The organism is Limnohabitans sp. Hippo4, assembly GCF_003063605.1.
Taxonomy (GTDB): Bacteria; Pseudomonadota; Gammaproteobacteria; order Burkholderiales; family Burkholderiaceae_C; genus Limnohabitans_A.
The window spans coordinates 165,229-191,452 of the sequence record NZ_NESE01000004.1; the positions used below are offsets into that span (position 1 = coordinate 165,229).

At 52.6% G+C, this 26,224-nt stretch carries 23 protein-coding genes; 17 read left to right on the forward strand and 6 right to left on the reverse strand.

Annotation, left to right across the window (positions count from 1 at the left end; translation table 11 throughout):
- The first annotated feature begins 3 nt into the window (after positions 1 to 3).
- The 5 genes from B9Z46_RS11780 (at position 4) to B9Z46_RS11800 (ending at position 5,859) form a co-directional block, all read left to right on the forward strand.
- Positions 4 to 1,488 carry a tripartite tricarboxylate transporter permease gene (locus B9Z46_RS11780; protein WP_108256691.1) on the forward strand — a complete coding sequence of 495 codons (1,485 nt, stop codon included), beginning with the start codon at positions 4 to 6 and terminating at the stop codon, positions 1,486 to 1,488.
- Positions 1,485 to 2,879 (forward strand): MmgE/PrpD family protein, encoded by a 1,395-nt coding sequence (locus B9Z46_RS11785; protein WP_108256693.1) that lies wholly within the window; start codon positions 1,485 to 1,487, stop codon positions 2,877 to 2,879. The genes B9Z46_RS11780 and B9Z46_RS11785 overlap by 4 nt, the downstream gene beginning before the upstream one ends.
- Before the next feature lie 43 nt (positions 2,880 to 2,922).
- Positions 2,923 to 3,681, forward strand: a complete 759-nt coding sequence (locus tag B9Z46_RS11790) for an SDR family NAD(P)-dependent oxidoreductase (protein ID WP_108256695.1) — start codon at positions 2,923 to 2,925, stop codon at positions 3,679 to 3,681.
- A complete protein-coding gene (locus tag B9Z46_RS11795) occupies positions 3,681 to 4,727 on the forward strand; it encodes an AbrB family transcriptional regulator (protein ID WP_108256697.1) in 1,047 nt (348 codons plus the stop codon). Before B9Z46_RS11790 ends, B9Z46_RS11795 begins: the two co-directional genes overlap by 1 nt.
- A gap of 124 nt (positions 4,728 to 4,851) precedes the next feature.
- Complete coding sequence (locus tag B9Z46_RS11800; protein ID WP_158268434.1) at positions 4,852 to 5,859, forward strand: tripartite tricarboxylate transporter substrate binding protein; 1,008 nt, start codon at positions 4,852 to 4,854, stop codon at positions 5,857 to 5,859.
- Positions 5,860 to 5,956: 97 nt separating this feature from the next.
- Here B9Z46_RS11800 and B9Z46_RS11805 read toward each other — a convergent pair whose 3' ends face one another.
- A complete protein-coding gene (locus B9Z46_RS11805) occupies positions 5,957 to 6,274 on the reverse strand; it encodes a non-heme iron oxygenase ferredoxin subunit (protein ID WP_108256701.1) in 318 nt (105 codons plus the stop codon).
- A 160-nt stretch (positions 6,275 to 6,434) separates the two neighbouring features.
- Between B9Z46_RS11805 and B9Z46_RS11810 the strand changes: the two genes are divergently transcribed.
- Both B9Z46_RS11810 and B9Z46_RS11815 read left to right on the forward strand, forming a co-directional pair.
- On the forward strand, positions 6,435 to 7,718 hold the full coding sequence (locus tag B9Z46_RS11810) for an aromatic ring-hydroxylating dioxygenase subunit alpha (RefSeq protein WP_108256703.1): 1,284 nt from the start codon (positions 6,435 to 6,437) through the stop codon (positions 7,716 to 7,718).
- Positions 7,719 to 7,730: 12 nt separating this feature from the next.
- Complete coding sequence (locus B9Z46_RS11815) at positions 7,731 to 8,840, forward strand: zinc-binding dehydrogenase (protein WP_108256705.1); 1,110 nt, start codon at positions 7,731 to 7,733, stop codon at positions 8,838 to 8,840.
- Positions 8,841 to 8,853: 13 nt separating this feature from the next.
- On the opposite strand, the gene B9Z46_RS11820 is transcribed toward B9Z46_RS11815, so the two are convergent.
- Entirely contained in the window at positions 8,854 to 9,969 is a 1,116-nt protein-coding gene (locus tag B9Z46_RS11820) for a GTP-binding protein (protein WP_158268435.1), read from the reverse strand.
- A gap of 65 nt (positions 9,970 to 10,034) precedes the next feature.
- On the opposite strand from B9Z46_RS11820, the gene nikR reads away from it, so the two are divergent.
- Positions 10,035 to 10,505 (forward strand): nickel-responsive transcriptional regulator NikR, encoded by a 471-nt coding sequence (gene nikR / locus B9Z46_RS11825; protein WP_108256709.1) that lies wholly within the window; start codon positions 10,035 to 10,037, stop codon positions 10,503 to 10,505.
- On the opposite strand, the gene B9Z46_RS11830 is transcribed toward nikR, so the two are convergent.
- From B9Z46_RS11830 to B9Z46_RS11845, 4 genes are all read right to left on the reverse strand, one after another.
- Complete coding sequence (locus tag B9Z46_RS11830; protein ID WP_108256711.1) at positions 10,429 to 11,295, reverse strand: hypothetical protein; 867 nt, start codon at positions 11,293 to 11,295, stop codon at positions 10,429 to 10,431. The genes nikR and B9Z46_RS11830 overlap by 77 nt on opposite strands.
- Positions 11,296 to 11,375: 80 nt before the next feature.
- Positions 11,376 to 13,223 (reverse strand): ethanolamine ammonia-lyase reactivating factor EutA, encoded by a 1,848-nt coding sequence (locus B9Z46_RS11835; RefSeq protein WP_108256713.1) that lies wholly within the window; start codon positions 13,221 to 13,223, stop codon positions 11,376 to 11,378.
- A gap of 9 nt (positions 13,224 to 13,232) precedes the next feature.
- Positions 13,233 to 14,276, reverse strand: coding sequence for a 2Fe-2S iron-sulfur cluster-binding protein (locus B9Z46_RS11840; protein WP_108256715.1), 1,044 nt, complete (start codon positions 14,274 to 14,276; stop codon positions 13,233 to 13,235).
- 4 nt (positions 14,277 to 14,280) lie between these two features.
- The gene (locus B9Z46_RS11845) at positions 14,281 to 15,069 is read right to left on the reverse strand and encodes an IclR family transcriptional regulator (RefSeq protein ID WP_233245997.1); all 789 of its coding nucleotides are present in this window, start codon (positions 15,067 to 15,069) and stop codon (positions 14,281 to 14,283) included.
- 388 nt (positions 15,070 to 15,457) lie between these two features.
- Here B9Z46_RS11845 and B9Z46_RS11850 point away from each other — a divergent pair, with 388 nt between their 5' ends.
- From B9Z46_RS11850 to B9Z46_RS11890, 9 genes are all read left to right on the forward strand, one after another.
- Entirely contained in the window at positions 15,458 to 17,191 is a 1,734-nt protein-coding gene (locus B9Z46_RS11850) for an iron ABC transporter permease (RefSeq protein WP_233245998.1), read from the forward strand.
- A 97-nt stretch (positions 17,192 to 17,288) separates the two neighbouring features.
- Positions 17,289 to 18,365, forward strand: coding sequence for an ABC transporter ATP-binding protein (locus B9Z46_RS11855; protein WP_233245999.1), 1,077 nt, complete (start codon positions 17,289 to 17,291; stop codon positions 18,363 to 18,365).
- A gap of 23 nt (positions 18,366 to 18,388) precedes the next feature.
- The gene (locus B9Z46_RS11860) at positions 18,389 to 18,991 is read left to right on the forward strand and encodes a cupin domain-containing protein (RefSeq protein WP_108256719.1); all 603 of its coding nucleotides are present in this window, start codon (positions 18,389 to 18,391) and stop codon (positions 18,989 to 18,991) included.
- 1 nt (position 18,992) lies between these two features.
- A complete protein-coding gene (locus tag B9Z46_RS11865) occupies positions 18,993 to 19,589 on the forward strand; it encodes a cupin domain-containing protein (RefSeq protein WP_108256721.1) in 597 nt (198 codons plus the stop codon).
- 59 nt (positions 19,590 to 19,648) lie between these two features.
- Entirely contained in the window at positions 19,649 to 20,764 is a 1,116-nt protein-coding gene (locus B9Z46_RS11870) for a cupin domain-containing protein (protein WP_108256723.1), read from the forward strand.
- Positions 20,765 to 20,777: 13 nt separating this feature from the next.
- Positions 20,778 to 21,845, forward strand: a complete 1,068-nt coding sequence (locus B9Z46_RS11875; protein ID WP_108256725.1) for an ABC transporter substrate-binding protein — start codon at positions 20,778 to 20,780, stop codon at positions 21,843 to 21,845.
- Positions 21,846 to 21,895: 50 nt separating this feature from the next.
- Entirely contained in the window at positions 21,896 to 22,981 is a 1,086-nt protein-coding gene (locus B9Z46_RS11880; protein WP_108256727.1) for an ABC transporter substrate-binding protein, read from the forward strand.
- Positions 22,978 to 24,270, forward strand: a complete 1,293-nt coding sequence (locus B9Z46_RS11885; RefSeq protein ID WP_108256729.1) for an MFS transporter — start codon at positions 22,978 to 22,980, stop codon at positions 24,268 to 24,270. The genes B9Z46_RS11880 and B9Z46_RS11885 overlap by 4 nt, the downstream gene beginning before the upstream one ends.
- Positions 24,263 to 26,206 carry a thiamine pyrophosphate-binding protein gene (locus B9Z46_RS11890; protein ID WP_108256731.1) on the forward strand — a complete coding sequence of 648 codons (1,944 nt, stop codon included), beginning with the start codon at positions 24,263 to 24,265 and terminating at the stop codon, positions 26,204 to 26,206. Before B9Z46_RS11885 ends, B9Z46_RS11890 begins: the two co-directional genes overlap by 8 nt.
- Positions 26,207 to 26,224 lie beyond the last annotated feature (18 nt).

Below are 26,224 nucleotides of genomic sequence, written 5' to 3' on the forward strand. Positions count from 1 at the left end.
ATCATGGAAAGTTTTTTGTTAGCACTTTCCAACCTGGCCTCTGGCTGGGTTATTTTGTGTGCGTTTGCAGGTGTGTTGTGGGGGATCTTTGGCGGCGCTTTGCCTGGCATTTCGCCCTCTATTGCAATGGCCTTGCTCTTGCCTTTCACGGTTGGCATGGAAGCCACCAATGCATTGGTCTTGTTGGCCAGTGTGTACGTAGGCGCTGAATACGGCGGCTCGATTCCTGCCATCTTGATTCGAACCCCAGGTACCAACTCTGCATCCGCCACGGTGATCGATGGCAACGAAATGGCCAAGCGCGGTCAAGCGGGCGAAGCCTTGGGCATTTCTTTGATGTCGGGTCTCTATGGTGGTTTATTTGGCTTAGTGGTCTTGGTGCTGTGCACAGAAAGCTTGGCGCAAGTTGCGCTCGCTTTCACGCCTGCAGCTTACTTCTCCTTGGGCATCTTGGGCTTGTCTGTCATTGCCGGCCTGTCCGGTGGTTCTTTGTTGCGTGGTTTGATTGCTGCGTGCATGGGCTTGATGATTGCGTTCATCGGCAGCGATCCTGTCTCGGGTGTTCAGCGCTTTACCTTTGGATCAGAAGACTTGCTCGATGGGGTCAAACCTATTTTGGTCATGGTGGGCTTGTTTGCGGTCACAGAAATGTTGGTTCAAATTGGGGAGCCGCCATGGGCTCGTGGCGGCAGTGGTTCAACACGGTTGAAATTACCCAACTGGGCCATGAGCAAACGGTTGTTCAAGCCTCAAGCCATTGGCGCTGCCATTGGTACTTTTGAAGGTGTGACGCCAGGTGCCGGCGGTACTGTTGCTGCGTTCATGGCTTACACAGAAGCCAAGCGTTGGTCTAAGCATCCAGAAGAATTTGGCAAGGGCTCGCCAGAGGGTGTGGCGGCACCTGAAGCTGCCAACAATGTGGTCACAGCAACCGCCTTGGTGCCGCTGCTCAGTTTGGGCATTCCCGGCTCTAACTCTGCCGCCATTTTGCTCGGCGGATTTTTGATTCATGGTTTGCAGCCCGGCCCCATGCTGTTTCAAAAAGCACCTGAAGTGGTTTATGGTCTTTATGGGGGCTTGTTGATTGCCAACATTGCCATGTTGCTCATTGGCCTCGTGATCTTGTCGCCCTGCATGTGGCTGGTCAATCGACCCAAGCCCTATTTGATTGCCTTTATTTTGGCCTTGGTCATGGCGGGTGTGTTCGCAATTCATCAGAGTTTGTTTGACTGTGGCTTGGTGTTGCTCATTGGTTTGTTGGGCTATGTCATGCGCTTGTTGAAGCTGCCCGTTTTGCCCATGGTCTTGGGCATGGTTTTGGGTTACATGGTGGAGTCAAATTACCGCCGCAGTCTGTTGATCTCTGGCGGCGATCACAGCATTTTTGTCACTGACACGGTGTCTGCCATTTTGTTGGGGTTGTCGGCAGCCTTGTCGGCTTATTCTCTTTGGAAAGAAATTTCGGATCGTCGAAAGTCTGCGAAATGAAACAAGAACAAACTTCGTCCAGCGTGACAGTTGCCCAACAATTGGCGCATGGCATTGTCAATGCTCGACCAGAGAAAGAGGCACTTGGCCAACAAGTTGGCCAGCGATTGATCACCGATGTGCTTGGCATTTGCATTGCCGCACGCCATGAGTTTTATGTGAAAGCAGCCCTTAGCGCTTTCGAGCAAGAAGGCAATTGCACAGTCTTCGGTTTCGAGCAAAAGTGTGGGGTTGAGGGTGCTGCATTTGTGAACGGCATTGCGGCTCACGGCGAAGACTTCGACGACACTTACGAAGGTGGTCCTGTGCATGCTGGCGTGGTCATTGTGCCGGCTTTGCTAGCTGCCGCCGAGCGTCACGCTTTGTCGGGCGAAGATGTGTTGCGTGGTGTGGCCATTGGCGTTGAAGTGATGTGCCGTTTGTGTGCCGTGGCACCAACGCGCGTGCACAAAGCGGGCTTTCACCCAACCGCTGTGTTTGGTGTGATGGGCGGTGTGGCCGGCTTAGGCGCTGCGCTTAAGTTGACTGAACAACAATTGGTCAACGCCTTTGGCATTGCAGGCAGTATGGCTGGCGGCATCATTGAATATTTGGCCGACGGTTCATGGACCAAGCGCATGCACCCAGGTTGGGCTGCGCAGTCAGCATATCGCGCGGTGCGCATGGCGCAAGCCGGCTTCAAAGGACCTGCCACTGTGTTTGAAGGCCACCATGGTTTGTTCCATGGTTTTGCAAACACCACCGACGGCAACTTTGACGCCATGCTCAAAGATTTTGGCCAAGCTTGGATTTGGACCACCATTGCATTCAAGCCCTATGCTTGCGGCACCATGGCGCACCCCTTCATTGATTGCGCCCGACTGATTCGTCAGGACCTGACTGCGCAAGGTGTGGCCCTGACAGAGATCGATCGCATTGAGTGCGATACCGCAGAGGGCATCGTGCATCGTTTGTGGGAGCCTTTGTCGCTCAAGCATTCACCGCCCAATGCCTATGCTGCCAAGTTCAGCATTCCCTATGCCATTGCTGCAGGTTTGATGTTGGACGATGCCGGCCTCGAGGCCTATACCGAAGAGGTGGTGCAAGGCGCAGACATTCGTGCGTTGGCCGCCAAGGTCCGCTACATCGTCGATCCTCAGAACCCTTACCCCAAGCAGTTCACAGGCCATGTTCGTGTGCACCTGAAAAACGGCCAAGTGCTAGAGCAGCGACAAGGCTTTTTCAAAGGCGGTGTGGACCATCCTATGTCGGATGCCGACCTGTTGCAAAAGTTCAAAGCCAATTGCAAGTTCGGTGGCTTGGATGCCGAGCAAACGCAAAGCATTTTGGCGCAGGTGCAGGGCCTGTTCAAAGCCAGCAAGGTGTCTTTGAGCAGCTTGTCAGTGAAGTAAGCCACCCACGGCAATCTCAATCAAGAAGTAGCAGAAGTTCAACATGACAACTCTCAAGCCAGATCAAAAAGTGGCGCTGGTCACTGGCGCAGGCCGCAACATTGGCCGTGGTATTGCGCACACTTTGGCCAAGCAAGGTTTTGCTTTGGCCATCAATGTGCGTGCATCAGTCAGTGAAGGCCAAGCAGTGGTTGATGAATTGCTGGCGCTGGGCACACCGGCTTTGTTGTGTGTGGCCGATGTGACCGACAGGCAGCGTGTTCAGGGCATGATGGATTTGATTCAGTCGACATGGGGCCGTCTGGATGTGTTGGTCAACAACGCGGCCATTCGGCGCGAAGCACCCATTGAAGAAGTGTCGGTAGAAGATTGGCGCAACACTTTGGCCGTGGTGTTGGACGGCGCGTTTTATTGCAGCCAAGCCGCACTGCCCATGTTGCGTCAGTCGCCTATGGGGGCCGTCATCAACATAGGCGGTCTGACCGCGCACACAGGCGCCATGAACCGTCCCCATGTGGTCACAGCCAAATCAGGATTGGTCGGCTTGACGCGTGCGTTGGCCCACGACTTGGCGCCCGGCATCACCGTCAACTGTGTCTCGCCAGGCATGATTTCAACCAACCGCAACAACAGTGCCGCTTCTGCAGAGCCCAACCACCACGCCAAGCGTCATCCCCTGATTGAACGTCGTGGCACGGTGGATGAAGTGGCTGCCATGGTGGCGTTTTTGGCAAGCGATCAGGCCAGGTTTGTGACGGGCCAAGTGATGCACGTCAACGGCGGCACTTATTTAGGTTCTTGATGGCCTTTGATCTCGATCGATGGGGCCGCTTGGCACTGACCATTGGCTTTGCCGTGCTCGGCGGTTGGGGTGCGTTTCATTTGCACGTGCCGCTGCCTTGGGTGTTGGGTCCGATGGTGGCGGTGGCTTGTGTCAGCATGGCCAACCGCGTTCACAAACAACCAGTGTTGGCACGCAAGTCGGCGCAAATCTACATTGGTGCTTCGATTGGCTTGTATTTCACGCCTGCCGTCTTGGCCATGATTGGTGGCTTGGCGCCGTGGATGGTGTTGGGTGCGTTTGTCGGCATTTTCATGTCGGTGATGTCGGCCAGGGCTTTGCAAATGCTGGCCAAAGTGGACGGACCCACCGCCATCTATTCTGTGGCGCTTGGCGCTTCCTCTGAAATGTCGGTGCAGGCGCAGCGTGCAGGGGCAGACGGTGCTGTGGTGGCTTCTGCACATGCTGTGCGCATCATGATGGTCACTTCCACCGCGTCTTACATTGCTTGGGCCAGTGGTGCAACGCCCATCATGCCAACGCCAGGTGTGGGCGTATTGAGCTGGCCTTTAACTTTGGGTTTGCTAGGGACGGCCACAGTGGTGGGTTGGTGTTTTCAAAAAATGCGCACCCCCAATCCGTGGGTTTTAGGGGCCTTGTTGATTGCTGCAATTTGCGCCAACAACGATGTGACTGGACGTTTGCCAGATTTGGGCTTGATTGCGGCGCAGGTCGTCATTGGTTGGGGCTTGGGTCAGCACATCAACCGTGCTTTCTTCACGCGCGCGCCACGCACCTTGGCCTCTGTGGCAGTTGTCACTTTGGGCATCTTGAGTGTTTGCATGGTGGCGGCTTGGTTCATTTCGCAAGGCGCCAACATTGCCATCATGACGGCATTCCTGTCGATGGCGCCTGGCGGCATGACCGAGATGGGCATCTTGTCCAAGGCCTTTGGTTTGGGCGCACCGATCGTGACCGCGTTTCATTTGACGCGCATTCTGACCACCATCTTTTTGACCAAACCGGTGTCAGAAAAAATGATGTCTTCGGGTTGGGTCAAGCCATGAGCTAACGCGCTGTGAGAATTGCTCGTTCCCACATAAGGAACGGCGGTTCTCTATGCTTGACAGGGCCAAGTGTTTCGAAGACAGTTCGGGGCATTCACACATCTGCATTAAGAGGGACTTGAACTTGAAACGCTTTTCTTTGATTCACAGAATCATCCAGACACACAGCCGTGTTGCGGCCGTGGGGGCCAGTCTCTTGTGCATATGTTCTTTTGCTGCGGGCAACGCCGCTGCGCAAGATACCGCTTGGCCACAAAGGGCCGTCAAAATTGTGGTGCCCTACGCGGCAGGTGGCAGCTCTGACAGTTTGGGGCGTCTTATTTCTGTGGGCCTGACCGAGACTTTCAAGCAACCCTTTGTGATTGAAAACAAGGGGGGTGCGGGCGGCATGATTGGGTCCCAGCAAGTTGCCAAGTCTGCGCCTGATGGCTACAACCTGGTCATTTCCGGTGTTGCGTCGCATGTGATTGCGCCCACAGAAAATCCAAAAACATACGATCCCATCAAAGACTTCACGCACATTGCCATGCTGGGTGGCCCACCCATTGTGTTGGCGGTGAATGCGCAGTTGCCCATCCCAGATCTGAAAAGCTTCATGGCATATGCCAAAGCCAATCAAGTGAGTTGGGGTTCACCTGGCAAGGGAACGCATGGGTACTTGATTGGCGAAGCCTTTGAGGTGATGTCCAAAACGCCCATGCAGCATGTCGCCTACAAGGGTGGTAGCCCTGCTGTGGCCGATACGATTGCGGGGCACATTCCAGCTTTGTTCACTACGCTGTCCACCGCCAGCGCGCAAATTCAAGCCGGTAAACTGCGCGCTTTGGCCATCACGTCATCCAAGCGCATGCCTGAGTTTCCCAATGTGCCGACCTTTGCAGAGTTAGGCTATCCCCAATTGGTGGCGCTCACATGGTTTTCATTGTCTGGCCCCGCAGGCATGCCCAGTGGTGTGGTTGACAAGTTGAACAAGGAAGTACGCAAGATCATGCAAAGCCAGGCCGCCAAGGACATGTTGGCCAAACAATCGATGGAAACCTTTGATTGGGATTCTGCAAAATTCACCCAGTATGTGGGCGAAGAGTTAAAGCAGTGGGCGCCCATGATCAAAACCGTCAAGCCTGACAATTGACTTTTTGAGACAGCTTCAAGCACCCACAAAAAAGGCCCTTTGAAGGGCCTTTTTTGTCACGCTGGTGTGAGAAAAACTATAAAGTCTGCGCACTGTGTCAGGTCTCAATGGCGATCTCATCGCCTTGCAAACGGGCTTTGTAGGTTTTCAAAGGAATCATGCAGGGGGCAGCCACCACCGCGCCTGTTTTGATGTTAAAGGCGCCATTGTGAAAATCACATTCCACCACATCACCCTCGATGGGGCCTTCTGAAAGAGAGCCTGGGCCGTGTGTGCAGGTGTCGTCTGTGACGAAGTATTCACCCTCAATGTTGAACACAGCCAAGGTCAGGCCGTCTTTTTCGACCTTGATGGCTTTACCTTCTGCAACCTCGGCGGCTTTGCACAAAGAGAGAAAACGGCACGCACCCGACATAAAGAATCTCCAGTTGACAATGACAAGTCGCTGATGATAACCTCGTTTCCAATGAAAGAACATTGTTCCTTTATAGGGAACGGTTTCATTAGCGGAAATTTCACACAGAAATATCGATCATTTTAGGACGCCGTGCGAAGGCACTCGAGGAGAAACGTGCATGTTGAAAAAAGAACTCAATGATTTGGTGACGCAAACGGGTCCTGGCACGGCCATGGGCAATTTGTTCCGTCGTTATTGGTTGCCTGCTTTGTTGTCCGAACAATTGCCAGGTCCCGATTGCGATCCCGTGCGCTTAGAACTGTTGTCAGAAAAAATGCTCGCATTCCGCGACACCGACGGCAAGTTGGGCTTGATCGATGAGTTTTGCGCCCACCGCGGCGTGTCTCTGTGGTTTGGTCGCAATGAAGAGAACGGCATTCGTTGCCCTTACCACGGTTGGAAATACGACGTGAACGGCAATTGCACGGAAGTGCCTTCTGAGCCTACATCTGGCTACTGTGAACGCATCAAGTTGAAGTCTTACCCCATGGTAGAGCGCGGTGGCGTGATCTGGGTGTACATGGGCCCTGCAGACAAGCAACCGCCGCTGCCAGAGTGGGAATTTGCCACCTTGCCACGCGAGCACTCTTACATGTCCAAGCGTTTGCAAGCTAGCAACTGGTTGCAAGCCTTGGAAGGCGGCATTGATTCCAGCCACGTGTCTTTCTTGCACAGCGCGTCACTCAGCCGTGACCCCTTGTTCAAAGGCGCCAAAGGCAACCAATACAACTTGAATGACTTGAGCCCTGTCTTTGAAGTGGTTGAGGCCGATGGTGGTTTGTTGGTCGGTGCACGTCGCAATGCTGAAGACGACCAGTACTACTGGCGCATCACACCCTGGATCATGCCTTGCTTCACCATGGTGCCACCCCGCGGTGATCACCCTGTGCACGGTCACTTCTGGGTGCCTATCAATGACCACGCGTGCTGGACATGGAGCTTTGACTACCATCCCACACGCGCATTGACCAAGGAAGAAGTGGACGCCATGAAGGGCGGTGCCAGCATTCACGTGAAGGTCGACAAAGACTATGTGCCTTTGCAGCGCATGGACAACGACTACTTGATGGACCGCAAGGCTCAAAAAGAAGGTTTGTTGTACAGCGGCATTGAAGGCATTGGCATGCAAGACGCGTCATTGCAAGAAAGCATGGGCAGCATTCAAGACCGTACCAAAGAGAACTTGGTGTCCACCGACAACGGCATCATCATGGCGCGTCAGCGTTTGATCAAAGCGGCACGTGCTTTGGCTGAGAACCCAGATTTTGAATTGCCCGGATTGAACCCTGAGCATCAAAAAGTTCGCTCAGTGGCCGTTTTGTTGAAGCGCGATGTGCATTACAAAGAAGGTGCCAAAGAGCACTTCAAGTCTGCACCTGGCAAGCCACACTCTAGCGTCTAAAAAAGGTTACTCATGGGACAAACATTCAAGGCCGCCGTGGCCATGCCCAACGGTACCATCGAGATTCAAAACTTTCAAACACCCGAGCCCAAACCGGATGCGGGATTGTTGAAGGTGGCAGTCACCGGTGTCTGCGGCAGCGATTGGATGTTCTTCCAAGACTTCCCCAAAATTCAAGGCCCTGCCATTTTGGGCCACGAGACAGTGGGCTATGTTCAGGAAGTGGGCGCCATTGCGGGGCCCAAGTGGGGCGTGAAAGAAGGCGACTTGGTGGCCTTGGAAGAGTACCTGCCGTGTGGTCACTGTGACTTTTGCCGCAGCGGTGATTTCCGTTTGTGCAATGCCACCGATTGGCGCTTGGGCGGTCCGCGATATGGCGCGACGGGATTGAACCGTGGCTCGGGTTTGTGGGGCGGTTTTGCCCAGTACCAAGAGCTGCACATGAACACGGTATTTCACAAAGTGCCCGCAGGCCTCGAGCCCAAGTACGCGGCTTTGGCTTTGCCCATGTCCAATGGCATTGAGTGGACTTACCTGCACGGCGGTGCGGGCCCTGGCCAGACGGTGTTGATTCAAGGCCCTGGCCAACAAGGCTTGTCCTGTGTGGTGGCGGCGCGCGAAGCGGGCGTCGACAAAATCATTGTGACGGGTTTGAACACGCCTTCCGACAAAAAACGTTTGGCCATGGCCAAGCACCTGGGTGCCAGCCACACGGTGGCCATTGGCGATGAAGACTTGCTTGAATCTGTGGCCGAAATCACCGGCGGTCAAATGGCCGACTTGGTGATTGACTGTGCCTCGGGTGGTCCAGCCTCAGTGATCAGTGCCATTCAATTGGCGCGCAAAAAAGGCCGTGTGATTTTGGGTGGCATCAAGCGCCAGAAAGTGCCGCAGTTTGACAGCGACATGATCATTGCCAAGTTCCTGACCGTCAAAGGCATGCGTGGCCACAGTTATGAATCTGTCGAGCTCGCACTTCAGTTGATCGCGGGCAATCGCCACAATGTGCGATCAATGAGCACCCACATGTTTGGTTTGGATCAAACCGAATACGCCATTCGCTCATTGGTCGGTGAAGGCGCAGAAGACGCCATTCACATGACCATCGATCCTTGGAAATAAACCTTGAAAATCTTCAAACCTTGGCGTCAATGCCAAGGCTTGAAATACCTTGTTGCACAAGGTATTGCGCTGAAGCCTCAGACAAGGGGCTGCTAACGATCACGGTCAGACCACTGCGCGTGTTGTCTGTACAAGCCAATTCATCTGGACGCACTTCTGCGTGTGTCTCAAAAGGCGCCAGCTGAATCACATACCGACCTTCGGTTGTTTGAACGCGGCCTTTTAAGCGCAGAAGTTCTGCCCCCAAGTTCTGCTGCAATTCACCCACTTGCGCTTGCAGCGCTTCGATCGCAGTGCTGGAAGCAATGGGCCACCACAAAGCCTGTGCAGAATGAACATGTGCATGTGCATGTTCGTGCTCGCAGATTGCACAGTGCTCGGCCGGCGTGTGCAAATGCAAAGCGTGCGAAGGCGTTGTGACAACTTGCAATGCAAGAGCGTGGGCCGATGAAGGGACCACTTCTTTTTCGGAAATGAACCGTCGAGCCAAACTGTTGATTAAATCTTCTGCAGACAAATTGGCCCGCGCAGAAGTCAACAGGGAGGGTGGTTTTTCAAGTTCTAAATGCGCCAACTGATGTAGCACGCGCAAATGCAGTGCTTCCAAACGCGCTGAACTGACCAAATCTGTTTTGGTCATGATCAAGACGTCTGCACCCGCCAATTGCGCCCGTGCTTCGGCGTGTTGTTTGAGAACCGCATCGGCCGTGCTGGCGCTAAGGCATGTGATGACGCCAGCCAATCGATAGCGCTCTTTCAGCAAGTCGCTGCTTCGCAAGGCCTCGGCCACGGGGCCAGGCTCTGCAAGGCCAGTGGTTTCAATGACCAAGTTGGGAAAGCGAGGCATGCGTCTTTCTAGGCGCGCCCAAAACAAGTCTTCAAGCGCTTCGGCCAAGCCCGGTAAACCCGTGCAGCAAACGCAAGCATTGGCCACCAGTGCGCTGCTTTCGGTGGCACCACTCAAGAGTTGGTTGTCCAAGCCCACCTCGCCCAACTCATTGATGACGAGTGCGGCTTCTTTAAATTCATCTTGCGCCAGCCACGATTTGAGTAGACTGGTTTTGCCACTGCCCAAATAGCCTGTGAGCAAATAGACTGGAATGCGTTTGTCGAGGATGGGGGCGTTCATGAGACAGGTGTTTTTGTTCTGCGTATCATCCTGCCATTCGCTGACTATTTCTGCAAGGCACATTCATGGAACGCATCACGATCTCACTGGAAACGGAATTGGCTGCCATTTTGGACCAATTGGCCGATAAAAATGGCTATGCCTCGCGCTCGGAGGCCATTCGTGATTTGATTCGAGGATGGCACTCACAAGAAACTTTGCGTCAAAACGAAAGCGAGCATTGCATTGCGCATTTAGGTTATGTGTACAACCACCACGACCGCACCATGGCAGAGCGCATTGCCAACTTGCAGCATGACCATCATGACCTCACAGTGTCGAGCATGCACTTGCACTTAGACCACGACAACTGTTTGGAAGTGGCATTTTTAAGAGGCAAAACCAAAGAGGTGAGACAGTTTGCGCACCGCATCGTGGCCCAAACAGGCGTGCGACACGGTTCGGTTCAAATTGTGCCGGTCACTTTGGAAAAAGGAGCGAAGGGGCACGACCACGGCGATGGTGTTCACCATGTGCATCTACAACCTGCCAGTTGAGATTCTTTGATTTGTAAATTCGGGCGCTGACCACGTAAACCAACAAGGCAATGCCTGTAACACCCACGCCAATGTAGCCACCCCAGGCATCCCAAATTTCTTCAAGTTGCGTGAAGTGTTGGCTGCTGTGGCCAACGGCCACAACCAAGAGCGACAGTGTGGCTACCACACCACTCATGATGCGACCCGCCTGGTGGGCCAAATGGTGGCTTCGATTGACCAGCCAATGCATGAGCAAGCCATTGCTGGTGTCGGCCAGCATCATGCCGGCACCAAAACTTAAGGCCATGGCCACGATGGCAAAAAACCCACCCAACTCATGACCCTTGGCCGCCATCAAACCAGCTTGCGCCAAAGAGTCAAATGAAATGGCAAATCCGAAACCAACACCCATGGGGTGCGCAAAGGGCCCCATGGCTTGCAGAATTTTGCGCTGAACAGGACTGCCAGCGTGGTGATGTGTTTCGTGGCCAGAAAAGCAAAACTTAAAGTTCCGGTAGGCCAGCCACAACAAGAAAAACGTTGAAATCCAAAGGCCCGTGGCATCTAACCATTCGGGCAGCTGAACGCCGTACAGAAAGAACACAAAGGTGGCCAGCAAAATGGTGAGGCTGTGACCGGCTGCGAATTGAAAACCAGTGAGGCGAGCTTTCCAATAAGCACTGCCGTTGTGGCGCAGACGAGTCATGCCATCGACCACAGCGATGTGGTCTGGGTCAAGGCCATGCCGAAAGCCCAAAGCAAGCAGCAAACCGGACGTTGCGAGCAGTGAAGTGGTGTTCAAATCCATGGTGTGATTTTCTTCTAATTTGTCATACTTGCTTGCGAAAAAAAAGCACAGGGGCTGCGCTTTTTAGTAGCAAAGCCGTTTTATGGTTTGACCTTGTGTGCCAAATTCAGGGCGTGTTTTGTCTCATGGATATGGTCGTGATCGTGCTCATGAGGATGGTCATGTGAATGGCCGTGAGAGTTCTCGTGAGAGTGCCCATGTGAATGATCGTGGGTGTGACCATGACCATGTTCATGCGTGTGTCCATGCCCATGCGAATGCGCCTTGTTGTGATCGTGCCGGTGCATCTTGCCGTCTTCATGGGCATGCCATTCACCAGGATCAGATTTGCCATGGGCGCGCGGGTCTTCGTTGAAGACAAGCGATTTGACGGTGACGGGCACGGTCCACGATGGCATGCGAATGCGGCCAAGATCGACAAAGTCAAAGCCCCAAAGCGTGACGCCATCAATGACCAAGACTTCGCACTTCACGCGCTCGTCTTCTTTGAAAAGATGTCCTAAGTTATGGGCAATGTCGCCATCGGTCACAATGTACAAATGGCGTTGCTGCTTCAAGGTTTCGGGCAAGCCATTCAAGATACCTTGCGACAAAGCGTTCAAGCGAGTAAACGAAGGAGCGCCTAACCAACGCAGCGAAATGGCCACATCTTGTGCGCCTTCTACCAAATCGTGCCTGCGGAAAGATTTGCCAAGTGCTTCTGCAATTTCTGCAGGGTCAATGATGTCTGTGAGCTCAAGATTCAGTGGAATGACTTGAAGGTTTTTTCTGGGCAGCAAGGCCGCTGGCTCAGAAATGAAGGTGGTGTTGCCACTTAACTGGACACTGTACTCGGATGCCCCCAAAACGGTGGCGCGAATGCATTCGCCCGCTGGAAGCAAAGGAACTGGCACGGCATTTTGGTCTAGTCGCTGGCGCACTGCTTCACCAAACAATTTGCCCAGATCGCCAAAGTCGCGCATCTCGCGGCGGTACACATACTCGCCCACACCGCCCGAGAACATGATGCCGTCCAATGGGCCCCAGTCATTCACAGGATCGGTTAAATACAAGTTGGACAAATCTTCGCGTGAAAAAGTTTGGGTTAAAACGCGCACCAACGCATCGGCCATCCACTGTGCCACTTTGGCCAAATCTTGACGCGTCACTTGATCGCCCAATTTCCAATCAAAGCCAGCTTGCTTGGCCAGGTAGGCACCCGCAGGGTCAAGGCGCGTGAGCACGTTCTTTTCGTTGACCACCATGAGTCGGCCACCCAAGTGCACGGCCGCTGTGGCAACCAGTTCACCATTTTGAACAAGTCCGAGTTTGGTGGTGCCCCCTCCAATGTCGATGTTCAAAATGCGATGCTTTTCATCGTACGAGCGTTTGGCTGCACCTGAGCCGTACACCGCCAACATGGCTTCCATGTGGTGGCCTGCAGTGGCACACACAAATTCGCCGCCTTGTTCGGCTAAAACGGCTGCAATCGATTCGCTGTTCTCGCGTCGCAGCGCTTCACCGGTCAAGATGACTGCGCCCGCGTCAATTTCGTCGGGGTGCAAACCTGAGTCTTGGTAGGCTTTGTCAATGATGGCGCCCAGTGCTTGGGCATCCATCAGGCTGTCGTTCAAATAGGGCGTGAGCGAAATAGGAGATTGGTATAGCGCTGTGCGCTCAACCACTGTGTAGCGACTCGACAAGTCTTCTGCAATGCGCCTAAGGTGGATGCGTGAGAAGACCACCTGGGTGCCAGACGAGCCCACATCAATGCCAACGCTGTGCAGAATCACATTGTCTTGGCGCCACAAAGATTCTTGAGAAGGATCATCACCCGCAAAGTCATGATCATGGTCGTGATCGGCTTCGCCATCGTGGGTGTGGTACGTGTCAGCGCCGTACTGGTGGTCTTGCACGCTGTGTTTGTTTTTAATGTCTTCGCTGCTCATGCTTGCCGTTCAATAAAACTGATCAAAGTGCACTTGGTCCATGGGCACTTTCAGATCAATCAAAGTTTTTAAAAGAGATTGGCCCATCAGTGCGGGGCCTGCAAAATAAATTTCCATTTGTTGCAAAGCTTCGCCAAAGTTTTGTGCCACCGCATCGTGAGCAAAGCCACGCAAATAGGGGTTGGGCAAATGGCGGTCTTCTGGCTCACCAGAAATGACAGCTTGATAATGTCCTTTTGAAGACCAATCTGGAAGGGATTGCAGCATGTCCAAGCCGCAAACGTCTTGCAAAGAGCGTGCGCCGTAGTAGAAATGCAATTTTCTTCCCTGCATTTTGGGACTGTTGAATGCGCCACGTGCAATGGAAACCATGGGCGCTAAACCAGAACCACCTGCCACACACAAAATGTCTCGTTCAACATCTTCACGCAGATAGGCCATGCCGTAGGGGCCATCTATTTCAACTTGATCGCCGGGCGCCAATTGGTCGAATAAATGGGCACTGCCTTGACCGCCAGGGACACGTCGAACTTGAAATTCCATCAGTTGGCTGGCTTGTTGGTGGCCATGAATCAAGCCGACATTGCTCATGGAATAGGCGCGTGGGCCCGCAATGCCAGCCATCTGAACCAATGCGTATTGCCCACTTAAAAATGCAACAGGTACAGCGGTTTCAAATTTGAACTCAGACAAATCATGCGTGATAGCGCGCGCAGAAATGAAGGTGGCTGCCGTGCGAACAGGGCGATGCTGAGGGGCATATTTGTCGCTGGTGCGCAGTTTAATTTGCAGAGGCCCTGTGGGCTTGCTTTGGCAGCCAAGGCCTCTGTTTCTAGCGCGATCTTTGTCGGACAGGCCGGGAGCTTCAGGCCAGCAAGAAGTCATGACGCCGTCAAGCAATTCAAATTTGCAATTGCCGCAAGAACCGACATTGCACTCGTAAGGAAATGCAATACCGCTTCGAAGTGCGGCGCGCAACAAGGTGTCGTTTTCTGCGCAAGGAAAGGACTGATCGGATCCAGCCAGTTGAATGAGGTGTACTGCTTGAGACATGACTTTATGCGCGATAGCCCAATTGAGTAGAGATGGCTTCAGCAGTGCTGAGCAAAACAGGCGCTAAGCCGCGCAATTTTTTGAGGGTCAAACGTTGGCTTGGACCGCCAATTCCAATGGCGGCTATGACCTGTCCCGTGATGTCTCGAAGGGGTGCGCTGATGCCGCGCATGCCTTGTTCTGACTCTTCGTCGTCGATGGCGTAACCATGAGCGCGGATTTCAGCAAACATCTTCATCAGTTGCGCGGGATCGGTTTGGGTGCCTGGTGTGCGCGCTAAAAGAGGGGCGTTCAGAACCTTGTTCATCAACTCAGTGCCGCCAAAAGCCACAATGGCTCGACCCTCGCAGGTGCAGAAAGCCGGTTTGATGGTGCCGATGTAGCTTTTCATGCGAATGGCTTGCCGGCTCTCTAAGTTGTAGAGGTACAAAATGTTGGTTTCATTCATCACGGCCAAGTGAATGGTTTCACCCGTGCGTTCGCGCAGCACATTCAGGAAGGGCTGGGCCATGTTGGACACATCCAAACGACGGCGGACCAGAGCGCCCATGACGAACAAATTGATACCCAACCTGTAGCGGCCTGTTTCGGGACTTTGTTCTAAAAGCCCTTCACTGGTCAGTGTGACGGCCAACCGGTGCACTGTGCTTTTGGCCAATGACAAACGTTTGGCCAAACTGCTGATGCCAATTTCGGGCTCAACTTCAGAGAAGCATTTCAGCACGCGAACAGCCGCTGCCACGGAAGACAGTCGTGAGCTTTTGGAAGTGTTGGTGTCAGAAGTCATTTTCATTGAGCAATTTCAAAGGGTAGCTAAAAAGGAAGCCCGCTTTGTGAGCCTAAGGTCAGGATTTATTTCAGCGCTAGCGACTGAAAAGTTCCGTCAGCCTTTGGCAACGACGGCTTTGGGCGCATCATATCTAGTTTCCGCTAAAAAGAACATCGTTCCTTATAAAAGAATGATGTAAGAAATTAAGGAATATGAAAAGTGCAGCCTAAGAGCTGATTTCTCAAAATGCCGGAGGAAAACTCTTGATAGGGAAAACCCACACCCCCTTTGCTTGACACTTTGAATTGAATCTAGCCTAATGCGAATTGTGCCTTTATATGGACTGTAGTTCCACATAAAGGAACGATCAAATGATTCAGTTTTGATCTGAATAATTCTGGAGAACTCATTCGTGCAAAACTCAGTCGCAGAAACTGCAAGTCCCAAATTTGGGTCGGCATTCGATGCCAAGTGGTTGGTCATTGGCGTCAGCCTGGTCATCGTGGCCGTTTTGGCCCTTGTCCCTTTCTGTTTCATGATTTGGCAGAGCTTTCACACCCCTGAAACGGCCTCCTCGCCTTCTACTTTCACGTTGGGCAATTACGTCACTGCCTACACCAACCCCGAAACAGTGGCCATTTTTTGGAACTCCGTCCAATTTGCCTTGGGGACTTCTTTGTTGGCGTTTGTGATTGGCACCGCGTTGGCTTGGATGAACGAGCGAACCAACACGCCATTGCGCCGTTTGTTTTTCGCCTTGTCCATCGTGCCCCTCATCATTCCAGGCATTTTGTTCACCATTTCTTGGATCATGCTGGCCAGCCCCAAAATTGGTTTGTTGAATACATGGGCCATGGCCATCTTTGGCCTTGATTCGCCGCCATTCAACATTTACTCCATGTGGGGCATGATTTGGGTCGATGCATTGCATTGCTCGCCCATGGCTTTCTTGCTCATGTCGTCGGCCTTCAAGGCCATGGACCCATCGCTAGAAGAGTCGGCTGTCATGAGTGGCTCCAGCATTCTGAACACACTGCGCCGCATTACCTTGAAGCTGGCGTATCCGGCCATCATGGCCACTGTTCTCACCTTGTTTGTCAACACCATCGCATCGTTTGAGGTGCCTGCCTTGTTGGGTTTGCCTGCAGGCATTCAGGTGTTCACCTCAGCCATTTACCAAGCCATTCACCAGTATCCCAGTCAAATTGGCTTGGCGGCTAGCTATTCGGTTATTTTGTTGTTGCTCACCACGGGCGGTATTTATGTGCAGTCCCGTATTTCTTCTACAGGCAGCAAATACGCCACCGTAACGGGTAAGGGCTTCCGCCCGCGCACCATTGATTTGGGCATGTGGCGCTACTTCACCATGGCCATTTTCATTCTCTATTTCTTGCTGATTGTGATCCTGCCCTTCTTGGTTCTTTTGTGGTCATCTTTGCAAAAATTCTATGCGCCCCCTTCACTGGAAGCTTTGTCGCGCATCACATTAGATGGCTACCGTTACATTTTGAGTTCCGACCCCATTCGCAATGCAGTGTTAAATAGTTTGTGGATGTCGTTTGCCACTGCAACTGCGGTGATGTTGCTGGCATCTGTGGTGTGCTGGATAGTGGTGAAGACAAAGATACGTGGGCGCTGGTTGCTAGACAACTTGGCTTCATTGCCCATGGTGTTTCCTGGCTTGGTGCTCGGTGTCTCTATCATGATTTTTTATCTCACATTTGACATCGGTATTTATGGCACCTTCTGGATCATTTTGCTGGCCTATGTCACGCGTTTCTTGCCTTATGGTTTGCGCTACAGCACCACGTCCATGTTGCAAATTCACAAAGACTTGGAAGAGTCGGCGGGCATGAGTGGCGCCAGTTGGTTTACCGTTTTCCGCCGCATCATCTTGCCTTTGCTCAAGCCAGGTTTGGTCGCCGGTTGGATCTACGTCATGATCGTTTCGATTCGCGAACTGTCAACTTCTATTCTTTTGTACAGCCCTGGCAATGAGGTGATCTCCATCGTCATTTGGGAGTTGTGGGAGAACGGACAGTATGTCGAGTTGTCTGCTTTGAGCGTGCTCTTCATTTTGCTTTTGCTGGTCTTGGTGGGCATGGCGCAGATGGCTGGTAAACGCTTTGGTGTCAAAGAGAGCTAAGGAAATTGCAGGTGGGCAAGGCCAAAGCGGCTTTGCCTAACTTCATTTAAAACAAGGAATTAATGTGTTAAATGTCAGTGGATTGCATACAGAATATGTGAGCGACAAAGGCGTCGTCGTCAAGGCTGCGCAAGATGTGAGCTTTGAAGTGCCTGAGGGCCAATTGTTTACCTTGCTCGGTCCCAGTGGCTGCGGTAAAACGACCACCTTGCGATCGATTGCTGGTTTGGAAAAGCCAACCGAAGGTGTCATCACTGTCAGCGGCACCACGGTCTACAGCTCCGCGCATAAAGTTTTTGTGCCGCCGAACAAGCGTGGCTTTGGCATGGTGTTTCAGTCCTACGCCATTTGGCCCCACATGACGGTGTTTCAAAATGCCAGCTTCCCTTTGGAAGTGGGTCAGAAAAATTATTCACGCAAAGAGATTGAAACCAAAGTGATGCGGGTTTTGGAGTCGGTCGAATTGGCGCAATATGCGGACCGCGACGCCACCCGACTTTCTGGTGGACAACAGCAGCGTTTGGCTTTGGCGCGCGCCTTGGTCATGGAGCCTAAATTGTTGTTGCTTGACGAGCCGCTGTCCAATTTGGACGCCAAGCTGCGCGAGAAGATGCGCTTTGAGTTGAAGAAAATTCAACGCGAGCTGGGCATTACCACCATTTATGTCACGCACGATCAATCTGAAGCGCTGGCTTTGTCGCATGAAATTGCAGTGATGCGCAATGGGCGAATTATGCAAGTAGGCACGCCTCGCCAAATTTACGAAACGCCTAACAGTGAGTTTGTGGCTGACTTTGTGGGCACCATCAATTTCATCAAGGCCACTGTGAGATCAATTGATTCCGCAGCCAATGCCATGGTGGTCGATTCAGAAATTGGCACCATTCAAGTTCCCATGATCAACGACTTCAAGGTGGGTGAAGAGGTGCAGGTGTGTATCCGCCCCGAAGACGTACACCTGAGCGACTCAACCCCGCCGGTCAACCACACCAACCACTATTTGGGTACTGTATTTGCCAAAATCTTCTTAGGTGATGTGCTTGATTTTCAAGTGCAAGTGAATGAGAAAGTCATGCTGGCCCGCGTTCACCCTAGTCAAAAAACACCCGTCGGTGCACCCATTCACATTGTGTTGGACCCTTCCGACTGCATTGTTCTGAAAAAAGAAAATTAATTTTTAAATCCAAAAGGAAAACCATGAGTGCTGATGACAAAAAAGCGCCCTCTACGGAATTCGTTCCCAATGAGTCGCACTATCACAGTAAAAAAGATCGCACCTTTGTACGCGCCATTGCCGGCCCCTACAACTTGGGTGATGAGCTAAAGCGCCTGCGTGCCATGCCACGCGTTCGCAAAGGCAAGGACATCAAATTCAACGATGGCCCACAAGCGTTCAGCCGTCACTATGTAGAGCCCAAAGATGGCATTACCCAAACCTTCCACATGCACTTGGAAGAATACGGCCCTGGTGGCAATTCACAAAAGCACGGCCATGTGAACGAGGCGGCCTTCTACATTTTGGATGGTACTGGCTACGAAATTCACGATGGCATTCGCTACGACTGGAAAGCTGGCGATATTGCCGTGGTGCACAACAACTGCGTTCACCAACACTTCAACGCCAGCAGCGAACGACCTGCTCGCGCTTTGGTGATCAAGACCAAACCCATGTACATGTTCATGAACATGTTGTTCCAACACCAAGTGGAACCCCGGCCAAGTGAGCCCGCACCTGGCGGTGAAGGCTTTGTGGCCCGCAACGACGAAGAAGACTTCAATCATCCAAAGGGAGGCTACTGAGATGGCTTGGGACGAATCAAAATCATGGTTGCAAGGTAACCAACAAGGCAAGTATTACCAAGGTCTGTTGGACGACGCAGAGCAAATGCCTGTGCGTAATTCCAAGCGTCACAAAGTGGTACGCCCTGAAGACATGCCATGGGAAATGGCGCGTCAAGGTTTGCTGAAGCACTTGCTGAATGAATCGATGAACACGCGCATCGAAACGGTCGATGCTTACATGCAAATCATTCCACCCGGCAGCAAGTCGGGCAAACATCGCCACTTGGCTGAAGAGTGCGTTTATGTACTCGAAGGCCGTGGCTACGATTTGCACCAAGATTGCGACGTGGAAATTACCGACACGTACCACTGGAAGCCCCAAGACGAAATCAAACGTTATGAGTGGGAAGCCGGTGACGTGATCTACATTCCACCAAATACCATTCACCAACACTTCAATGCAGATCCCGATCGCCCAGTGCGCTTGATCTCTTCAATCAACCGCATTTTCAAATATTGCGGTTTGAATGATTTGGAGCAAATTGAGAATGCGCCAGAGTTTGATCCTTCCGTCAAATTGGACGGCGAGTCCATTCTCAAATACCTTCGCAAATAAAAATCTTGCGGGCGCACATGCGCCCGCTTTGACTCATTACAAATAAAACAGAGCAGCACATGGCAAAAGACGCACTCGTATCGGAAGACCTCGCTTCCAAATTCGCAACTGAAAAAGAAACACCCTATACCCGTTGGGTGAAGAACGAAGGTTTGGACATCATCAGTGCCCATTACATTCGCAGCCTGAACACGGTTGATTTGAAACCTTGGGCACGCCGCGGTGGCAAGGGTGTGTACATCAATCACGAGGCATCCCGCACTTCCAACGATTGTTATGTGTGCGAAATTGCGCCAGGCAAACAGTTGGAGCCACAGCGTCAAATTTTCGAAGAGATGATTTATGTGTTGTCAGGCCGTGGTTCCACCACGGTTTGGAACGACGAAGGCCATCGCATCACGTTTGAGTGGCAAGCCGGCGCCTTGTTCGCCATTCCTTTGAACTGCATGCACCAGCACTTCAATGGTTCGGGCAAAGATGCTGCGCGTTTTGTGGCCGTCACCAACGGCCCACCGGTCATCAACTTGTACGAAGACTTGAATTTTGTCTTTAATACAAAACACGACTTTGCCAACCGTTTCAACGGCGAGCCAGATTATTTCAGCGGCAAGGGTGAACAAAAAGGCTTGCTGCTCGAAACCAATTTCGTGGCTGATGCCGTCAACTTGCCCCTGATCAGCGCCAAAGAGCGCGGTGCAGGTGGTGGACACATTCGTTTCAACATGGCACGCGGTTCCATGAACAGCCACATTTCTCAATTCCCGGTGGGTACTTACAAAAAGGCGCATTGCCACGGCCCTGGTGCCCACGTGATTATTTTGAGTGGCGAAGGCTACAGCTTGATGTGGCCAGAAGGCGAAGAGCCCCGTCAGTACGACTGGGAAGTTGGCGCCATGGTTGTGCCGCCCAACATGTGGTTCCATCAGCACTTCAACACGGGCCAAACTCCCGCACGATACCTTGCTTTCAAACATGAAGTGGTGTCTGTTCGAAATGCCCAAGGTGTGCCTAAGGCTTGGATCAGCCGCCGTGTGGGAGGAGATCAAATTGATTATGCTGATGAAAGTCAGGCAATTCGCACGCGCTTTGCGGAGTCCTTGGCCAAGCATGGCATGTCGCCGCGCATGGAAGAGGCTTACGAGGCGGAATTGCCAACACTCCCCCCTAAAACCTAATTGGAGATCTTGAATGAACCATGCTCATTTTTCACGTCGACAACTGATTCAAGCCGGTGCCGCTACTTTAGGTGCTGCCAGTTTGGGTTCGTTGATGGCACAACCTTCAGCCGCCACAACAGCAGCTCTTGCTGCCTTGACGGGTGCTGAGCGCCAAAAGCGCTTGGCAGAAGGTGCCAAAAAAGAAGGCGTTGTGAGCATCTACACATCCATGCCGCAAGACGACATGGCCGCCCTCACAACAGCTTTCGAAGCGAAGTACGGCGTGAAGGCCAAAGTATGGCGAAGTGGTTCAGAAAAAATCTTGCAACGCGGCCTGTTAGAAGCCAAAGCCAGTCGCTTTGAGGTCGATGTCTTTGAAACCAACAGCCCTGAAATGGAAGTGTTGTCGCGTGAGAAAGTTTTGATTGCGGGCAATTCCCCCTTTTTGAGCGAGCTCATTCCACAGGCCATTCCCGCACACAAAGAGTGGATTGCCACGCGTTTGAATATTTTCACTTGCGCCTACAACACCAAGCTGGTTAAAAAAGAGGAATTGCCTAAAACGTATCAAGACCTGCTTGACCCTAAATGGAAAGGCAAGTTGTCAGTTGAGGCAGACGACAGCGACTGGTTGGCCGAAACCGTCATGAAAATGGGCGAAGAAAAAGGCATTGCGTTGTTCAAAGAAATTGCGCGCAAGAACGCAGTGTCGGTTCGCAAAGGACATACCTTGTTGTCTAACTTGGTGGCATCTGGTGAAGTGCCCATGGCGCTGACGGTTTACAACTACAAAATTGAGCAGATGAAAAACTCTGGCGCGCCGGTCGATTGGTTTGCTTTAGACCCTACCATTGCAAGGCCCAACGCCAACGGCGTGGCACGCAATGCGCCGCACCCTCATGCTGCACTGTTGTTCCAAGATTTTGAATTGACAGAAGGCCAAGTCATTTTGGGCAAACGGGATTTCATCCCGACAAGTACCAAAGTGCCCTCTACACTGAACAAGATGCCCCTCACCTTTGCCAACCCCAAAACAACCTTGGACGATGGCCATAAGTGGAACAAACTTTACGACGATATTTTCAACCGCAAAGCTTGACGCGCAACCCATTCCCAGCACCTCGGGTGCCTACAACAAAGGATCACAGCATGCTGAATTCCAAACGTTTGACTGTCACCCCGGTGCGTCGCCTCGTGCAATTGGCGGCATTTTGCGTGTGTTTGAGTGGCGGTTTGGCCGGCTTGGCTCTGGCCCAAAGTGCAACCGATGTGACCTTGCTCAAAAGCACGGCACCCGACCGTGCAGCCAAGTTGGCTGCCGCGGCCAAATTGGAAGGCGGCATCACGCTGTACACCTCCATTGCAGAAAAAGATCTGAAGCCGCTGATCGATCCTTTTGAAAAAAAATATGGCGTGAAAGTCACCACCTGGCGTGCCAGTGGCGACAGCGTCATGAACCGCACCATCAATGAAACGCGGGCTAAACGTTACAACGTCGATTTGGTGCATGCCGGCACAGTTGAGCTTGAAGTGTTGCACCGCGAAAAAATGTTGCAGGCAGTGGCTTCACCGCATTTCACAGAACTGATGCCCGGAAGCGTGCCCGCTCACAAAGAATACGCCACCACCATTTATTCCATGTGGGTTCAGGCTTACAACACTGGGTCGGTCAAAGCCGCTGAATTGCCCAAAACCTACGAAGACCTGCTCGATCCCAAATGGAAAGGTCGTTTGGGCTATGAAGTTGAAAACATCGATTGGTTTGTCACGGTGGTTAAGTCCATGGGTGAAGCCAAAGGCCTTCAGTACTTTCGCGATTTGGCCAGTGGCAATGGCATTTCAGTGCGCAAGGGCCATACCAATTTAACCAACATGGTGGCCGCGGGTGAAGTCCCCGTAGCCCTCACGGTATACAACTACATGCCCGAGCAGCTCAAGAAAAAAGGCGCACCCATTGATTGGTTGGTGCTACAGCCTGCGGTGGTTCGAGGCAATGCGGTGGGCGTCATGAAGAATGCCAAAAACCCCGCTGCTGCTGCATTGTTCATGGATTATTTGTTGGGTGAAGGTCAGCAAGCTTATGCAGACTTGGCTTACTTGCCCGCCAACACCAAAATTAACTCATCGCTGCGCAATTACAAAATGTTGGTGGTCGACCCTCAAGAAAGTTTGGACGGCCGCGACAAGTGGCGCAAGCTGTACGATGAAATTATCATGCGCGGTGCCAAACCATGAGTACTACACAAGTCACGGCTGAGCAAGCCATGCCAATGTCCAAACTGGACATTCGCAACATGGGCCTCATTACCTTGGGTCATTCGCTGACGCATTGGTATCCCGCTACATTTTTCATGTTGTTGCCGCTCATTGGCAACGAAATGGGCCTGACCTACAGTCAAATTGGCTTCATCATGACGTGTCAATATGCTGCAGGCGCCATCTCCAACGTGCCGGGCGGCATGCTGGTAGACGTGTGGGGAAAGAAGGGCCAGTTGATGGCCCTTTCGCTTTTTTGGGTGGGCTTTCCCTACCTCATGATGGGCTTCAGTTCGCAGTATTGGATGTTGCTCATTTGCGTAATGCTGGTGGGCATTGGCAACAATTTGTGGCATCCCACCGCCATTCCTTTGTTGGGCAGCATGTTCCCCAAACGCAAGGGTTTGGCGCTGTCGTTGCATGGCATGGGTGGCAATGTGGGTGATGCTTTGGCGCCCTTGGCGGTTGGTGCACTTTTGACCACTTTGTCTTGGCGCGAAATTGTGGTGCTCAATGTGGTGCCAGGCGCTGCCATGTCGATGCTCATTTTGTTTTTCTTGGGCACCATGACTTTTGCACCCAAGCAAAAAGCAAAAACGCCAGTTGAAGTGAGTGAGGCAAACTCATCAAATGCCGTCAATGTGGCAGATTCAAAAGGTCAAAGTATGCGCAGCTATGTTGCAGGACTGCGCACCTTGATGCAAACGCCAGGTTTGTTCTTGCTCACCCTCAGCTCAGGTTTTAGATCGATGACGCAGGGCACCTTGCTCACCTTCCTGCCTTTGTATTTGGCCAATGAAATGCACTACAACGTGTTTTGGGTCGGCGTTGGCATGGCCTTGTTGCAATTGACAGGCTTCATTGCCGCGCCCATTGCAGGCCATTTGTCTGACACCATGGGCCGCAAGAACATTTTGATGGTGTCGTTTGGCATGAGCGGCGTGGTCTTGTTGCTCATGACCTTTGCAGGCGGCTCGCCTTGGTTTGTGTTCCTCATCGCTGTGTTGGGATTTTTCCTATACGCAGCCCGGCCCATCATGCAGGCTTGGATGCTAGATGCCACACCCAAAAACATGGGCGGCACCGCCATCGGTTTGATGTTTGGCATGCAATCCGGTGCGCAAGCCATCGCGCCCATCTTGGGCGGAATTGTGGCCGACCAGTATGGCCTCCTAGCCGCTTTCTATTTGTTGGCAGCCACCATCATCGTCGCCAACATCCTGGTGGTTTGGATTCCAGCTCAATCAAAGGATGCCTCACATGCATGATCAGAATAAGCCTTCTAGCGCTGACACAACATCTCATCAATCAGCTGCCACTTCTGGCCGTCGTGATTTTCTCAAAGGCGTTGCTACGGCTTCGGCTGCAGGTGTGGCCATGGTTCAGCAAGCCCAAGCGGCTGCCCCCGCTGTCAATGCTGGCGCAGCCAAGCTCAGTGATGTTGATGCCAAAGCCGTAGAAAGTGGACGTCTCATTCCACGGCCTGGCTCCGACTTCATGGTCGATGTGATCAAGAGTTTGAATTTGGAATATGTTGCTGCCAACCCGGGCTCCAGTTTTAGAAGTTTGCATGAGTCTGTCGTGAACTATGGCGGCAACAAAGCGCCAGAATTGATCACCTGTTTGCACGAGGAATCGTCTGTGGCCATCGCACATGGTTATGCCAAAGCTGCTGGCAAACCGATGGCCGTGATGGCGCACGGCAGTGTGGGCTTTCAACATGCAGCTATGGCCGTTTACAACGCCTGGTGCGACCGTGTACCGCTCATCATGTTTGGTGGCAACGGCATTGATGCCGACAAGCGCAGGCCAGGCACAGAGTGGTCCCATTCGGTGCAAGACCCCGCATTGTTGCTTCGTGATTATTTGAAATGGGACGATGCACCAGGTTCGTTGCAGCATTTTGCTGAATCTACTGTGCGCGCTTACCGCGTGGCCACCACCGGCCAAATGGGTCCGGTGGTCATCATGGCCGACATTGATTTGCAAGAAGACGCCATTCATGGCAAAACGCCTACCATTCCCAAACTGCGCCCCACCTTGCCACTGCAAGGCGATACAGGCGCACTTCAAGAAGCTGCCAAACTGTTGCTGAATGCCAAGAACCCCGTCATCTTGGCAGACCGTGCAACGCGCAACCAAGAGGGCGTCAAGGCGCTGGTGAAATTGGCTGAAAGTTTGCAAGCACCCGTGGTTGATTTGGGTGGGCGCATGAATTTTCCCAATACCCATCACTTGTGCCTGAGCGATCAAAAGCGTGCGCTGGTGCGTGATGCCGATGTGATCTTGATGTTGGAGGTGTACGACCCCTGGGGTCAGGTCAATGGCCTCAGCGATCCTTTCAAAACAGTTCGCCCAGAAGCCAAAGCCGATGTGAAGATCATCACCATTGGCATGAACGATGTGTCCATCCGTTCCAACTACCAAGACTTCCAACGCTTCTTGTCAGTAGAGATGGCCATACCCGGTGAAGCACAAGCCTCGATGCCTGTGCTCACCGACTACATCTTGAAAAATACCACGTCTGCACAAAAGACAAGTTTCGAAGCCCGTCGCGAGTTGATGAAGAAGCGCTGGGAAAAGCAACTTCAAGATGCCAAAGAAGGCGCAGCCTTAGGCTGGGACGCCTCGCCAATCAGCACAGCGCGCTTGGCCATGGAAACTTTTGAAGTGATCAAAAACGAACCCTGGTGCTTGGCGGTCAGCGATCGCATTGCGTGGGCGCGCAAACTCTGGCCCACCACGCAATATCACCAAATGTTAGGGGGCTCGGGCGGACAAGGTGTGGGTTATGGCTTGCCTGCATCTGTGGGTGCAGCCTTGGCCAACAAATCATTGGGCCGAATGACGGTGACGTTTCAGCCCGATGGCGATTTGCTTTACGCGCCCGGCGCCTTGTGGACCGCTGCGCACCACAAAATTCCGTTGTTGATGGTGATGCACAACAACGGAGGCTATTACCAAGAGGTAATGCACTTACAGCGCATGGCCTCATTGCACAACAGACGCACCGACCAAGCTTGGATTGGCAACAGTTTGCGCAACCCCGACATTGACTTTGCCAAGATTGCCCAAGGCATGGGCGTGTGGGCAGAAGGCCCCATCAAAGACCCCTCGCAACTCAAAGATGCGTTGCAACGCGCACTGGCCGAGGTGAAACAAGGACGTCCAGCTTTGTTGGACGTGGTTTGCCAAGCGCGTTGAGCCAAGTGGCAGCAGTGC